Here is a 13,781-nt window from a genome sequence, read left to right on the forward strand (position 1 = left end):
ATTCCCAATCACAGATGATTTCCTCACTGTCATGACTTATCGAGTAACATTCGTTCAGTCCAGCTTTCTGAGAAAGTAGATTGCATAAGCAAATGGCTTCATTCCATGACATATTCACAGCAGGCTTTTGATTTTTGTCAATTGAAATGGGTGATTTCCCAGTAATCGCACAATACAATTCCATGGTTACAGGATACTGGGCAAGAAGGAACGGTCGTATTTGGGCCTTCCATATCCTTTTTGTTCGATCGTCTCTTAATTCTATTTCTCCGCCTGGAATTTTCACCATGGGATAGCCAAAATCACTCTTCAAAACCGTCACCCTTCGATCCCCCTAACTGATGCTCAACTTATGTATAGCTTGTTTCTCATCAGACATGAAAAATATATCTTTCCCTTTGTTGCACTCATAAATAAAATCTTTAAAACTCTTACTTGAATACTCAGAAAAATCACCTATTATGGCAATTTTTACGTGATAGTTAATAAACTTTTGTAATATTTCCCCTGCAAGCCGTGTTGTTAAGTTAAAAAAATCTTCACAAATGGCTGACTTATTCAAAATAATTCGATTACAGCCAGACTCATAATTTACGGTTGCTATCAAATCTAATGCCGACTGAGCATCCGTGATTAGCATCTCACTGCTGCTTATAATGGCAATTTCCACATCATTCTCTATTATTTTAGTTATTTTCATAATCATCATCCTCCAATTAGTTTTTTAACATAGTCCTCACAAATATATCGATTATCTTGACCGTTCATTGGCTGTACATTTGCTACTCGAAAGAAGCTTAATCCTACCACCATGGCTAGGAGCCCATAAGCCGCGCTGTTCGGATCATTGACCTTCATATTGCCTAGCAGGTTGCCATAGTCAAAAATTTTCACAATACCTGCCATGTCTTCTCTATAGCCCGCTGAAACGACTTCTTGTAATCGGGGATCCAATGCTGCTTTGGAAAAAAAATGAAGAAAAAGCTTTGCTTGAGCCTCGTGTGGGATATGCATCCTTTCAATACCCTCAAGATCCGATACATTGACGGACCCTTGCATATCCTCACAAAAGGATGGAAGGATATTTTTCAGTGTAACCTCAATCATGGCCTCCGGAGTCATTGTATGCTGAATTTGTGATTGGATTTTCAAACCATAATAGGCTAAGAACGACCTGAAAGCCTCGATAATCAAGTTATCCTTATTTTTAAAGTAATAAGTGACAACACCCTTTGAGCAATCCGCATACTCTGCGACTTTATCCAATGTCATGCCATCAATCCCATGTGTGCTAATACACATAAGTGTGGCGTTAATTACTTCTGCTCGGCGTTTTGGTTCCATTCCTACTTTAGGCATTTTTTGCTTCCTCATTTCATGAAAAGAGTACTGATCACTTTATTTATACCGAACAGACGGAATAAATAAAATGTATAGGATATGAACCACGCTGTCAAGTACTCGATTCGATAGAAGGACCGTATTAACACCGTATGTACCGAACCTTATATATCAATTTGTAAGTACCTAAGCTTGATGTTTGTTTTCCTGTAATTCCATTTTTGTTTAACGAACATTGTTCTTTACGAACAGTGTTCGTTATGATATAACTATAGCTGTACTCAAATAAATCAGATGAAAATAAGAAGGGAGGGATAGATAAGATGAATCAGCAAGCAAATAGTTCTCAAGCTGCATTTTCATTAAAAGCCATTCTGCCAACCCTGTTAGCCATTGCCACCGGAATGTTTCTCGTTATCCTGGATAGCACAATAATGAATGTCGCTATTCCCAAATTCGTGAAGATTTTCAATACTGATCTCAAAACGATCCAATGGGTAATTACCGGTTATACGTTGGCTTTATCTGCTGTAATTCCATTAGCGGGATGGTTTTCAGATTCGTTTTTCGGCAAAACGGGTATTTTTATGGAGTATCATCATGTTTGTGCTAGGTTCATTATTATGTTCGTTCGCGCAAACATCAGAGCAGTTAATTGTGTTTCGAATTATCCAAGGATTAGGAGGAGGTATGGTTGCTCCAATCGGTATTGCCATGGCATTTCAAATCTCACCACCTGACAAACGTGGGTCTATTATGGGGATCTTGGGACTCCCGATGCTTCTAGCTCCTATATTGGGTCCTGTGTTATCTGGTTGGTTAATTGAATATGTAAACTGGCACTGGATTTTTCTAATTAACCTTCCTGTAGGTATTGTTGCCTTCTTTATGGGCAAAAAATATCTTCCTTCTGCCAAAGCAAGCGCAAAGGTGAAACTAGATGTCGTGGGTGCCATACTTGCCCCCATTGCTTTCGCGTCGCTTGTTTACGCTGTTCATGAAGGTGGAAATAACGGATGGTCCGACTTTTCGACAATGATAACGCTAGCGATCGGAATTACTGCACTGCTAGTGTTTATAAGGGTAGAACTGCGGCAAAAACAGCCTTTGCTTGAACTTCGTACCTTTCGATCCGTGGAATTCACGCGAAGTATCATTCTTGCCTGGGTCAATATGATGGCTTTATTCGGTTCCATCCTGCTTTTTCCTTTATATTTGCAGCAAGTTAAGGGCTTATCTCCTTTGGATGCGGGTCTGCTCGTCATTCCTCAAGCCATTATGTCATCCATCGGAATCAATGTGGGAGGCAGGCTGTTTGATAAATTCGGTCCGAGACCTGTTGTTTTTATGGGTATTCTCTCTACCGTGTGCTCACTCTTCGCCATGACCCAAATATCAGTGGATACCAGCACGTTGGTCATTACAATTTGTCTTGCATTTCTCGGACTGGGTCAAGGTCTTACCATGATGCAGATCAATACTCATGTCTTGAAATCTGCTCCAAAGGATCTTGTCAGTCGAGTCACGCCCATTACGACTTCGGCTCAACAAATAGTTGCCTCATTTGGCATTACCATAATTACTGCCTATTTATCTCACCAGATTACTGCTGTACAAGATATTCATAACTTATCCGCACTTTCCAAAGCATTCAGTCACACTTTTTACATTCCATTTGGATTGGCCGTTATCGGACTCGTTCTTAGCTTATTTCTTCATAAACCTAAGCATGAATAGATTCAGAATCAGAGTAAATGATTGCGATCGAACAAAACTCAATTTTTAATAAATTTTACAAGACATTCACAAACTAGCTGAGGAGCTGATTTTCATGACATCAACAACTAATAAAGATCAACAACGTATCGCCATTATTGGGGGAGGACCAGGGGGTCTGACTCTGGCTTTAATTTTGCAAAGACATGGCATTAAACCCGTTGTTTATGAACGTGAACTTTCCGATACAAACCGTGATAGAGGCGGATCTTTAGATATTCATCATGATTCCGGGCAAATTGCGCTCAGAGAAGCGGGCCTTTACGAGCAGTTCCAAGCTATTGCCCGCTATGAAGGAGAAGACTTCCGGCTGCTCGATAAAACGGGCAAAGTATATATAGATGAAGTGGCGGACATGGATGATGCGGGAGAGCGGCCCGAAATCGACCGCGGAACTTTGTGTGAACTGCTGCTGAACGCCATCGATCCTGAGTGTCTTCGGTATGGATACAAGTTAATTGAAGCGATTCCTTTGGATAATGGGATGCATGAGCTTCACTTCGAGAATGGTCATGTGGATACTGTCCATCTTGTCGTTGGTGCCGACGGCGCTTTCTCCCGTATTCGTCAGTTACTCACGGATGCCAAAGCTGAATATAGCGGACTCAGTATGGTGGAGCTTAATGTGGACGATGCCGCTGTAGCACATCCTGAACTCGCTGCCTTTAATGCTCGCGGCAAGCTGTTTGGCCGTGGGGATCATAAAGCGATTCTTGCGCAGCTGAACGGGGATGGTCGTATAAAGGTATACCTAAGTTTTAGAACCGAACAAGACTGGGTAGATACCTGCAACATTCCGTTCAACCAACCCGAGGATGCGAAACGTCAACTGATGGCCTATTTTAGCGATTGGGATGAGCAGCTGAAAAATTATATCCGATGGGCCAACGATACCATTATGCCAAGACGCATCTATATGCTGCCTGTAGATTTGAAATGGGATCACAAACCTGGTGTCACACTAATCGGTGATGCTGCGCATCTGATGTCTCCATTTGCGGGAGAAGGTGTGAACTTAGCGATGCTGGATGCATCGGAATTGGCGCTTGCAATAGCTGAAAATGACGACATCAATAAAGCAATCAGTATCTATGAGGAGAAAATGTTCGCTTATTCTTCCCGCTCAGCCGAGCAGTCGGATAATAATCTCAAGCTTATTTTCTCCAATGATGCGGCGGCTAATTTGAAGAAATTGTTTGACGGATTTCATGATCAGGCGGTATCTCATTGATTTTTTAAATCGATAATTTACTATTCTTGGCGGGTATGCTATAAGATAATTATGAATAATACAAATCGAACCGTGATTAGTCGTCGTTCTCGGCCTGCTAAGGAGCCGCTAAGTAAAGAACTTATTGTAAAAACCGCTTTAGAATTATTGGAAAACGAAGGTGCGCCCGGTCTGAGTATGCGCAGGGTCGCAAAAGCGCTGGATACGGGGCCTTCTTCACTCTATGTCTATGTGACGAATCTACAGGAGCTAAGCGCTTATGTGCTGGATGGCGGGCTGCACAAAGTTGTATTGCCGGATGTAAATGAAAGATCATGGAAATCGCTGCTGTTCGAGATGCTTTTCTCGTATCAAAAAGTACTATATGAATGTCCGGGTATCGCAGAGCTCGCACTTACGACGATTCCGATCGGACCTTATTCATTAGCGATCACGGAGTATATTCTGGCACGTTTGCATGAAGGAGGAATCAGCTCGACTTCAGCGGCGTGGGGAGTAGATCTATTGCTACTTTATACTTCATCCGTGGCATTCGAACAAGTCTCACGCATTGAGAAAGGGACACCGCTGCATGCGCTCTCCGCTTCTTACCAATCTCTTAATGCGATGAAATATCCGATGCTTACCGCATTGAAGGACGTGATGACTGGGGGAGAGATGACTTCCGAAGGGCATGAACGCTTTCTATGGGGGCTTGAGGTGATTCTACAAGGAATTTTGCACGTGAAAAGTTAAACCTTTGATGCTTTGCCTTACCAAACCATAAATTCAAGCCACTTCCTATGAAGTGGTTTTTTTAAATGAAGCGGAAGCTTAACCTTATTTAATTTTTGTTAAAAGGATGGAATCGAGCCTTTTTAAGGGTCGCTTCAGTTCGTTAGAAGAATGGAGAGGCTCATTTGGGGAATTAATTGCTTTCGGCTGTTCGATAATATGGTATAATTTTACTATTGGAAATTGAAATGATAAATCATTCATTCTGATAAAAGTTGGGAGGGTCTTATTGAAAAAAACGATTTTAGTCATGTTCTTAACAATTGCTATTGTTCTTCTCATGACATCTTGTGGTGCAGATAAAGAGATAGATGATCCCGAGAAAGCGTTGAAAATGTATTTGCAGGCGATTTCAGATCAAGATGCCGGTATGTTAGTGAAAATATTCGGGGGAGAATATACATTCTTGGAACAATTTTCTCCGGTTAAACAAAGAGATAACAAGAAAAAAATATTCGGAAATTATTTAAAAGTGATCCCGACCCATATCTACCTGAATGAAATCATGGAATGTACAAAAATAGATGACAATCATTTTATGTATAAAGTAAACTTTCGGAATTCAGATGGGACCTTATTCGACGTGGGTGATACTCAAAGAAGATCAGACACATTTTTTTATTCTGTAGAAAAAAGAGAAGGAACATACAAGGTGTTGGAGCCTCCACCATATCAGTCATAGTTGACGGTTAAATGAACTACAAACGATCCGTTTGCCGAAGGGAGAAAAGAGTCTTTCCGTTATTGAGGGAAGGGTTGAGGCTCCAGAAACGTTTCGTGGGATGAGGAGAGAGTGCGATGTCGCAAGTCAATGTAAAGGGAGGTATAAAATTGAGTAATCTCAAATTGCAAAGCTATGACAATCATAAAAAATTTGTACCCTTGTACCATTTTGTCCTAGCACCGATTTCACTTATTGTTTTCATTGCATCAATTGTACACATCTTCATAGAGCAATTTAGTTTTTCTTCTCTCTTGATTTTTGGTGTTACAGTATGTATGGTTATTTTGGTGGTGCTTGTTCGGCAATTTGCTACTCAGTTGCAGGATCGCAGCATTTTTAATGAGGAGAACTTTCGACACGTTCATCTTACTGGGAAACCTTTAGACCCAAGACTCAGCTTGCAGCAGATCATTTCACTTCGTTTCGCGGAGGATGAGTCTTTTCCTCAATTATGCAAGAAGGCCGCCGAAACAGGAATTGAGCCTAAAATGATAAAGAAATCCATCACACATTGGAGAGCCGACCATTATAGAGTTTGAGCCAATTGAATGTAAGGAATTGACCTTGAGGACTTTCTTCAAGGTTTTTTATTTCAATTGTCCAATCGATAGGCTAACTTTGTAGTTTCCGAATTTTAAAAGTTCGTCGAGAATGGTATTTAACTCAATTAATGTGCCAACCCGCAAACGCATCCAGTAGCAGCCTTCGCCGCTTACCCGGTGTGTTTCAACGACTTGATCGGTATGCTGGACAAATGTCTGAAAGGATTGATGGGCCGTATTGGATAATGTAAAAACGGTAACAAAGGCATGAACCATTTGTCCGATTTTTTCAGGATTCCAGCGTAACGTATAGCCTTCAATGACACCCATATCCTGAAGTTTTCGAACACGAGCACCAACCGCCTGCCCTGTCATATGGACGAGCCGTCCGATGTCCTTGTGAGACCGGGTAGCGTCTTCCAACAAAAATTGCAAAATTCGTAGATCAATCTCGTCAATAATAAAGTTACTCATCTATAGAGAATTCCTTTCATTGTGAAAATGAAACCTGTTTTTTTATTTCACCGGGTTGTATGTGCTTCATTAGGTATATCCTATAATTGTATCAGAACAATAAATGATAACAAATGAAGAGGTGCATGACAATGAAACTCCAACTGGTTCGCAATGCTACAATATGGCTGCAATATGGAAGTGTACATTTTTTAATTGATCCAATGTTTAGTGACGTTGGGGCGAACCCTCCGATCATCAACTCTACGAATGATAGGCGGAATCCACTTGTACCTCTCCCGTTTTCACTTGATCGTTATCTTGCTCCTGATGCGGTTCTCCTGACACACTTGCACCCAGACCATTGGGATGATGTGGCTGCAGCAGCGCTTTCGAAATCCATACCTATCTTGTGCCAACCGGAGGATGATGCTTCGATTAGTTCCGCTGGTTTCACATCGGTGACCGTGGTCAATACGACAGTAAAGTTCAAAGGTGTAACGATTAGTCGAACACGCGGACAGCATGGAACAGGCGATATTGGAGAGCTAATGGGACGTGTATCAGGGTTTGTTTTTCAAGCAGATGGCGAACCTACTCTATATATAGCAGGGGACACGATTTGGTGTGACGAGGTGAAGCAGGCATTGGACACTTATCGTCCTGACGTGACTGTCGTCAATGCTGGCGGGGCAAGGTTCGCGGTAGGCGATCCAATTACGATGGATACGGATGATGTAGATAGTTTAACTCAATACGCACCCTATACGAAAGTAATTGCGGTCCATATGGATACGATTAATCATTGTCTGGTCACAAGAACCGACTTGCGCAACGAGCTGGAAGCCAGAGGTATTCTAGGCCAAGTCAATATCCCTGAGGACGGTGAAACTTGTTCATGGGATTCAATGTCCGTTCATGTTAACACCCCAGAGGGCCTCTCCTGTAAATAGGTTGATTTTAAGTAATTATTAAATCGAATTATGTAGAAAGAAAATGTGCGGGAGTAGTTCTGGAGTCACTACCAAAATTATCCAATTAGATGTAAACTTTACAGTAAGTCGACTTGTACAAAGGCGGACACCTTACTGGAAAGGTGGAGGCTGTAAACATGGATATCTTTCAATCGATTTCAATCATGTTTGCATTTGGGTTATTTTTACTCACTTTGCTATCCTACATCGACAAGAGGAAATGATCTGAATTGGCTCTAGTTTTGGTTTGAAACCATACTTATACAAACCGCCAATTGCAAGTCGCCGTACAGGTCGGATCAAATCAAATGATCTGACTTTTTTTGTTATGAAAAAACACCTTATCTTCCGTGTCCGTCTTTCAATAATAACTTGTGATCCACAGTAAAAAGGGCTCTTCCTACGTCTTGGTTCTACGTAGGAAAAGCCTTATTTACGCATTTCTTATCGTAGGGATACGAGTCAGGCTACGCTTTTCGTTTCTTACGTAAATACCAGACCAGCATGGAGATTGAATCACGGATTGAAACGGTTTGGTGAAAAGCAAGTGTCATTGTCATAAGCAAGAAACCTCCCTAACCCTGTAAGAATGTTATGCATGAAAAGTACTACGTAGGAAGCGAGGAAATGGTTTTATTTTTTTGATTTTTTGTTAAAGGCAGCATTCAGGTAGCCGCTCTGTGGATATCACTGTTTTTTGAACAAACACCTCTAGTAAGTGGATTAAACTTTATACGAGAAAGATACATAATAAACATGTAAGCGTTATCCATTACACTCGATTCAATTAGGGGAGGAATAGAGATGAAAAAAGTATTTACTTTAGCTTTGTCACTATCCATGATGTTCACAGCTGTGGCTTGCTCGTCAGGTACCAAAACGTCCGCACCAACTGCAAGCAGTGAACCAACCAAACCGACAGTTGCAACGGCTGCACCAACAACAGCAAGCAAGGAACCGGTAAAACTCCGTATTGCTTGGTGGGGGGGGCAAGCTAGAAATGATTACACCAACAAAGTAATTGAGCTGTATCAACAGAAAAATCCGAACGTGAAGATCGAAACGGAGTTTGCAGCTTTTGATGATTATTGGAAAAAACTTGCGCCACAAGCATCAGCGAACCAGTTGCCTGACATTATCCAAATGGATATCTCCTACTTGACGCAATACGGTGGTAAGAATCAGCTTGTGGATTTGGCACCTTACACGAAGAATGGTCTACTGGATGTAACCGCTGTAAGCCCAAATGCCTTATCGGGTGGTGAGGTCGGCGGCAAGCTTGTCGCCATGAATTTGGGAGTCAATGCTTTGATGACAATGATGGACTCTGATGCAATTAAAGCTGCCGGAATTACGGCACCGGCGAATAATTGGACGTGGGATGACTTCGAAACGATTGCAGCAAAGGCTAAAGCCGGAGGTAAAATGATCGGTGGATTCGCTTTCCGTCATGATGTCTTTTTCCCTTACTACTTGAGAACCGTTGATCAAAAAATGTATAGTGCGGATGGAACTTCGCTTGGCTTTGCTGACGATAAACCATTCATTGATTACTTTAAACGTTACCAAAAATGGTATGACGCTGGTTACATTCTTCCACTCGACAAAGAAGCACAGAAGAAAGGAACGCCGGAAGATGATGAAATGTTGATGGGGAACTCCATCTCCACGAATGCCTGGTCAAACCAATATGTAGCGACAGCAGGCGCTTCCAAGCACCCGCTTGAAATGCACCCGCTGCCCGGACCTAATGGCAACAAAGGCTTATTCTTGAAACCAAGCATGTATTTCTCTGTGACGAACAGTTCCAAACAAAAGGAAGAAGCGGTTAAATTCATCAACTTCTTCGTTAATGATATTGAAGCTAACAAACTGATTAAAGGCGAGCGTGGTGTTCCGGTATCTTCCAAAGTCAAAGAAGCGCTTAAACCGCTGCTTTCACTGAATGAAACGAAGGTATTCGAGTATGTTGCTTGGGCCGAGCAAAACAGCTCGCCAATGGATCCGCCAAATCCTGTAGGAGCCGTAGAGATCGAGAAATTACTGAGATCCGCCAGTGAGCAAATTTTGTACAAGAAAACGACCGTAGAAGAGGCAGCAGTCAAATTCCGTAAAGATGCTAATGCCATTTTAGCTAAGAACAAGCAATAAAATGCCGAAGTAAAACCAAGTTCTCTCAACCCATAGAGAGGCTTGGTTTTATTATTTATGGTTCACTTTGTACGAATATAATCCGTACTTTTTTCTTGACAGGTTAAACGTTTCAATTTAAGCTAATAGAGGATGTTAAACGTTTAACAAAACGGGGTTGAATGCATGAGCAAGCGAAAGTCAATTACCATTGTAGAAGTGGCTGAAGCAGCTGGCGTATCGATTGCCACGGTCTCCAATGTGTTAAATCGAGGTGGTATCCGTTCTTCGCAAGAAACCATACGCAAGGTAGAAATTATCGCTGAGCAATTGGGCTATCGAAGAAATACAATGGCTGCGGGTTTAAGTCGAAACAAAACCTCCGAGCTTGGACTCATTGTGCCGGGCTTGAACGGTTATTATGGACAGTTAGCTGAGCATTTGCAGATTGAAGCCCACAATTCAGGATTTCATCTGTCTGTCTTCTCATCAGGCGGGTCTGATCCGGATATTGAACGCAGGAATTTAGAAGTGCTGCTGCAACGCAGAGTGGAAGGGTTAATTTGCCACGGTTTGGCGATGGGGTTTGATTCTACACGATCGATCGTGAACAGCGGAACCCCGTTAGTTCTGATAAACGGCTGGAACTGGCCGGAAGACATCGCCATCGGTGCGGTGAACCTAGATTTTGCCGGGGCTTGTAAGCAATCCGTTGCTTTGCTTGCCGCAAGTGGCTGCAAGGCCATAGGCTATGTGGGCAGCAAACGATCGAATGTCATAGATGAGCAGAGACGCATCGGTTTTATCGCGGGTATTCAGCAATACGGAAATGGAATTCCACATGAATTGGTGGATGGCAAGGGATTAGGTGTTGACGATTTTCTGAAAAGCTTCATTCAACGTCACTCGACACCTGTGGGAATTGTTGCATTTGATGATCACGTATCTTTACCGTTGTTAACAGCGGCGCAAAGACTCGGAATCGTAATTCCTAACCAATTGAAAATAATTAGCATTAATAATGATTACATTGCAGAGCATAGCTTTCCAGGTCTAACAAGTTGGGATATTCCTTACACCTTCCAAGCTCAAACGGCAATAAATAAGCTTTTGATCAAGATTGGTCATAAGTCTGATTCCAATCAGGAACCTGAGGCCAGAGACGTCGAGGTCCCCCTTACTCTCATACAGAGGGAAACAACCTAAATCTAAAAGAGTGGAGTGAAAGAAGATGTGGAAACAGGCGATTGAAGATGCTTTGCAGAAAACGAAAGTGAATATAGAAAGATTCGGGGATTTATTTCCTCACGTCAGTAGCAATGATGTGTACGAATTGAATGCCAATAATGATTGGACCGATGGGTTCTGGTCAGGCATTCTGTGGTTAAGCTATCAATATAGCGGGGACAAGGCGTTCCAAGAAGCGGCCCAAAAAACCGTTGCAAGCTTTAAACATCGATTGGACAATCATGTTGCTTTGGATCACCATGATATTGGTTTTTTATATTCGCTGTCTTCCAAGGCGCAATGGATCATTGAGAAGGACGAAACCGCAAAGGAGCTGACGATTCGAGCAGCGGATGTCCTTCTAAAAAGATGGCGACCTAAAGGTCAGTATCTGCAAGCGTGGGGTCTTGAGGGCGATGCGGAAAATGGCGGGCGCATCATCATCGACTGCATGTTGAATCTACCTCTGCTCTATTGGGCTTACGAACAAACAGGCGATGCGAAATACAAAGATATTGCCGTCATTCATGCTGATTTAAGCCGACGTTATTTGGTTCGTGGAGACGACTCTTCGTACCATACGTTTTATTTTGACCCGGAAAATGGTGCGCCATTACATGGTGGCACGCATCAAGGCTATCAAGACGGCTCTACATGGACTCGCGGTCAAGCATGGGGGATTTATGGTTTCGCGCTATCCTACCGTTACACCCGAAATCCATTGTATTTAACTACCGCAAAACGCTTAGCTCGTTATTTCTTTGAACGCTTGCCGGAAGATGATGTCGTATATTGGGATTTTGATGCTCCAATTCATGCCGATACCAAAAGGGACAGCTCAGCATCAGCTATTGCTTCCGCTGGAACCCTGGAATTGCTTGAGCATATGGCACAAGATGATCCTGAGCGCGCTTTTCTGGAAGAAGCCGTTCAACGTTCGATGACAGGCTTGGTGAAATCATATGCTACGATTGGCAAAGCGGATGCACAAGGCTTGCTTGAACGAGGTTCTTACAGCGTTCGTGCCGGAGTGTCACCTGACGATTATGTGATCTGGGGCGATTATTACTATTTGGAAGCCTTGGTTCGTTTGGAGAAAGGGATTAAAGGATATTGGTATGAATAAAACAACTGCCCCTCTGGATGACCGGACTTATTGGTTGCGTACAATGGTACGGATCGCTGATCCTGTACTTGTTGCTCTGGCTGACAGAAAGCTAAGAGCAACCATGCCAGTGGAATGTAAAAAGGAGGAGCAGCTGAACTATACGCATCTGGAGGCATTCGCTCGTACAGTGGTCGGCCTTGCTCCGTGGCTGGAAAACCCTGCACAGGATGAAGAGGAAGAACAGCTTCGCTTACACTATGGTGAGCTTGTTCGAGCCGGTCTAGATGCAGCCACGGACCCGGCTTCTCCAGATTTTATGAACTTTGGCGAAGGCATGCAGCCCATTGTGGATACGGCCTTTCTGGCTCATACTGTGCTTAGAGCTCCGCAGACATTATGGCATAGCTTAGAGCCTCGCGTGCAGCGTAATATTGTGAGTGCGATGAAGGCTACCCGATCTCGTAAACCTGTATTTAGTAATTGGCTGCTTTTCGCGGCGATGACGGAAACAGCTCTCTTCAAGTTAGGAGAAGAGTGGGACCCGATGCGTGTCGATTTTGCACTTAAACAACACGAACAATGGTACCTGGGCGATGGTTTATACAGCGATGGCCCGCATTACCACGCGGATTATTACAACAGCTTCGTCATTCAGCCCATGCTTGTCGATATTATCGAACACGTCAGTGGGCAATACGAAGACTGGGCACAACTGCGGGAGTCCATATTGGCTCGCTCTCAGCGTTATGCGGCGGTGTTGGAAAGATCGATTTCACCAGAGGGAACTTTTCCGGTGACAGGTCGCTCGCTCGCTTATCGCTTTGGTGCTTTTCAAACTTTGTCTCAAACTGCGCTTCGTCACGAACTGCCGTCTGAAATTGATCCTGCCCAAGTGAGATGCGCGCTTAGTGCTGTCATCCGCAGGTTGATTGAAGCACCGGGTACATTCGATGAGAATGGCTGGCTCCAGATCGGCTTAAGCGGTCACCAACCTCAAATCGGGGAATCCTATATTTCCACAGGCAGCCTCTATCTGTGTTCTGCTGTCTTCTTGCCGCTTGGATTACCGGCGGCGGATGCATTCTGGAGCCATGCAGCAGCACCTTGGACGTCTCAGAAAGCATGGTCGGGGCAAGATTTCAACATAGATAAAGCCTTATAGTTTATCAATCAGCAAGCGTTATGTTTCTTAATGAAACTGACGCTTTTTTCATGTAATATAGAGTTGTAGGTAGGGATATTGCGTTAAAGCTATAGATTTTTTTAGCGAGAATCGACCATTTTTAAGATGACATTTTTTCGATGAACGTGGTTATGGCTAGTTACTCTTTTCATAGATAATCTTCGGGTGTCGAGAAAGCCTCTGCTGCCTGAGATTATCCTATTTATGATGCGGGAAGATGGTTAGTTTCTGATTGTTTTATCCAACTCCGAACATGCTTTTGGACTTAGGGTTCGGTTTCAACATGTTGAGAGCCTCCTTGATTGAAGGGGACGCCTA

Annotated in this window: 14 protein-coding genes and 1 pseudogene; 11 read left to right on the top strand and 4 right to left on the bottom strand. The window is 43.0% G+C overall.

Annotated elements, in window-relative coordinates; genetic code table 11:
* The 3 genes and pseudogenes from FU659_RS15725 to FU659_RS15735 all read right to left on the bottom strand — a co-directional run.
* A pseudogene (locus FU659_RS15725) lies at nt 1-289 on the bottom strand (formylglycine-generating enzyme family protein); the annotation flags it as partial.
* A gap of 45 nt (nt 290-334) precedes the next feature.
* Nucleotides 335-700: a DUF4180 domain-containing protein gene (locus FU659_RS15730; RefSeq protein WP_147948456.1), complete on the bottom strand. Its 366-nt coding sequence runs from the start codon at nt 698-700 to the stop codon at nt 335-337.
* A 5-nt stretch (nt 701-705) separates the two neighbouring features.
* Nucleotides 706-1,359, bottom strand: coding sequence for a TetR/AcrR family transcriptional regulator (locus FU659_RS15735; protein WP_147948457.1), 654 nt, complete (start codon nt 1,357-1,359; stop codon nt 706-708).
* 582 nt (nt 1,360-1,941) lie between these two features.
* Here FU659_RS15735 and FU659_RS15740 point away from each other — a divergent pair.
* The 5 genes from FU659_RS15740 to FU659_RS15760 all read left to right on the top strand — a co-directional run bounded on the left by FU659_RS15740 (nt 1,942) and on the right by FU659_RS15760 (nt 6,385).
* Nucleotides 1,942-3,078: a DHA2 family efflux MFS transporter permease subunit gene (locus FU659_RS15740; protein WP_261807843.1), complete on the top strand. Its 1,137-nt coding sequence runs from the start codon at nt 1,942-1,944 to the stop codon at nt 3,076-3,078.
* A 94-nt stretch (nt 3,079-3,172) separates the two neighbouring features.
* On the top strand, nt 3,173-4,348 hold the full coding sequence (locus FU659_RS15745) for an FAD-dependent oxidoreductase (RefSeq protein WP_147948458.1): 1,176 nt from the start codon (nt 3,173-3,175) through the stop codon (nt 4,346-4,348).
* A 51-nt stretch (nt 4,349-4,399) separates the two neighbouring features.
* Nucleotides 4,400-5,083 (top strand): TetR/AcrR family transcriptional regulator, encoded by a 684-nt coding sequence (locus tag FU659_RS15750; RefSeq protein WP_147948459.1) that lies wholly within the window; start codon nt 4,400-4,402, stop codon nt 5,081-5,083.
* 268 nt (nt 5,084-5,351) lie between these two features.
* Nucleotides 5,352-5,804 (top strand): hypothetical protein, encoded by a 453-nt coding sequence (locus FU659_RS15755; protein WP_147948460.1) that lies wholly within the window; start codon nt 5,352-5,354, stop codon nt 5,802-5,804.
* Nucleotides 5,805-5,953: 149 nt separating this feature from the next.
* Nucleotides 5,954-6,385 carry a DUF6526 family protein gene (locus FU659_RS15760; RefSeq protein ID WP_261807844.1) on the top strand — a complete coding sequence of 144 codons (432 nt, stop codon included), beginning with the start codon at nt 5,954-5,956 and terminating at the stop codon, nt 6,383-6,385.
* A gap of 48 nt (nt 6,386-6,433) precedes the next feature.
* Here the strand turns inward: FU659_RS15760 and FU659_RS15765 are convergent, their stop codons facing one another.
* Nucleotides 6,434-6,862 carry an Lrp/AsnC family transcriptional regulator gene (locus tag FU659_RS15765; protein ID WP_147948462.1) on the bottom strand — a complete coding sequence of 143 codons (429 nt, stop codon included), beginning with the start codon at nt 6,860-6,862 and terminating at the stop codon, nt 6,434-6,436.
* A gap of 131 nt (nt 6,863-6,993) precedes the next feature.
* On the opposite strand from FU659_RS15765, the gene FU659_RS15770 reads away from it, so the two are divergent.
* From FU659_RS15770 to FU659_RS15790, 6 genes are all read left to right on the top strand, one after another.
* Nucleotides 6,994-7,794 (top strand): MBL fold metallo-hydrolase, encoded by an 801-nt coding sequence (locus tag FU659_RS15770; RefSeq protein WP_147948463.1) that lies wholly within the window; start codon nt 6,994-6,996, stop codon nt 7,792-7,794.
* Between the two features lie 158 nt (nt 7,795-7,952).
* Complete coding sequence (locus FU659_RS36390; RefSeq protein ID WP_222708561.1) at nt 7,953-8,039, top strand: putative holin-like toxin; 87 nt, start codon at nt 7,953-7,955, stop codon at nt 8,037-8,039.
* Between the two features lie 580 nt (nt 8,040-8,619).
* Nucleotides 8,620-9,966 (top strand): ABC transporter substrate-binding protein, encoded by a 1,347-nt coding sequence (locus FU659_RS15775; protein WP_147948464.1) that lies wholly within the window; start codon nt 8,620-8,622, stop codon nt 9,964-9,966.
* Between the two features lie 165 nt (nt 9,967-10,131).
* Nucleotides 10,132-11,151, top strand: coding sequence for a LacI family DNA-binding transcriptional regulator (locus FU659_RS15780; protein ID WP_147948465.1), 1,020 nt, complete (start codon nt 10,132-10,134; stop codon nt 11,149-11,151).
* Between the two features lie 25 nt (nt 11,152-11,176).
* Entirely contained in the window at nt 11,177-12,298 is a 1,122-nt protein-coding gene (locus FU659_RS15785; RefSeq protein ID WP_147948466.1) for a glycoside hydrolase family 88 protein, read from the top strand.
* Entirely contained in the window at nt 12,291-13,442 is a 1,152-nt protein-coding gene (locus FU659_RS15790) for a DUF2264 domain-containing protein (protein WP_147948467.1), read from the top strand. Before FU659_RS15785 ends, FU659_RS15790 begins: the two co-directional genes overlap by 8 nt.
* Nucleotides 13,443-13,781 lie beyond the last annotated feature (339 nt).

The sequence above is a fragment of the Paenibacillus sp. N3.4 genome, assembly GCF_008017805.1.
GTDB lineage: Bacteria > Bacillota > Bacilli > Paenibacillales > NBRC-103111 > Paenibacillus_E.

Excerpts from the sequence above, each read along its gene's own strand:
- FU659_RS15730 (WP_147948456.1), bottom strand. The coding sequence starts at position 700 with ATGAAAATAACTAAAATAATAGAGAATGATGTGGAAATTGCCATTATA.
- FU659_RS15735 (WP_147948457.1), bottom strand. The coding sequence starts at position 1,359 with ATGCCTAAAGTAGGAATGGAACCAAAACGCCGAGCAGAAGTAATTAAC.
- FU659_RS15740 (WP_261807843.1), top strand. The coding sequence starts at position 1,942 with ATGTTTGTGCTAGGTTCATTATTATGTTCGTTCGCGCAAACATCAGAG.
- FU659_RS15745 (WP_147948458.1), top strand. The coding sequence starts at position 3,173 with ATGACATCAACAACTAATAAAGATCAACAACGTATCGCCATTATTGGG.
- FU659_RS15750 (WP_147948459.1), top strand. The coding sequence starts at position 4,400 with ATGAATAATACAAATCGAACCGTGATTAGTCGTCGTTCTCGGCCTGCT.
- FU659_RS15765 (WP_147948462.1), bottom strand. The coding sequence starts at position 6,862 with ATGAGTAACTTTATTATTGACGAGATTGATCTACGAATTTTGCAATTT.
- FU659_RS15770 (WP_147948463.1), top strand. The coding sequence starts at position 6,994 with ATGAAACTCCAACTGGTTCGCAATGCTACAATATGGCTGCAATATGGA.
- FU659_RS36390 (WP_222708561.1), top strand. The coding sequence starts at position 7,953 with ATGGATATCTTTCAATCGATTTCAATCATGTTTGCATTTGGGTTATTT.
- FU659_RS15775 (WP_147948464.1), top strand. The coding sequence starts at position 8,620 with ATGAAAAAAGTATTTACTTTAGCTTTGTCACTATCCATGATGTTCACA.
- FU659_RS15780 (WP_147948465.1), top strand. The coding sequence starts at position 10,132 with ATGAGCAAGCGAAAGTCAATTACCATTGTAGAAGTGGCTGAAGCAGCT.
- FU659_RS15785 (WP_147948466.1), top strand. The coding sequence starts at position 11,177 with ATGTGGAAACAGGCGATTGAAGATGCTTTGCAGAAAACGAAAGTGAAT.
- FU659_RS15790 (WP_147948467.1), top strand. The coding sequence starts at position 12,291 with ATGAATAAAACAACTGCCCCTCTGGATGACCGGACTTATTGGTTGCGT.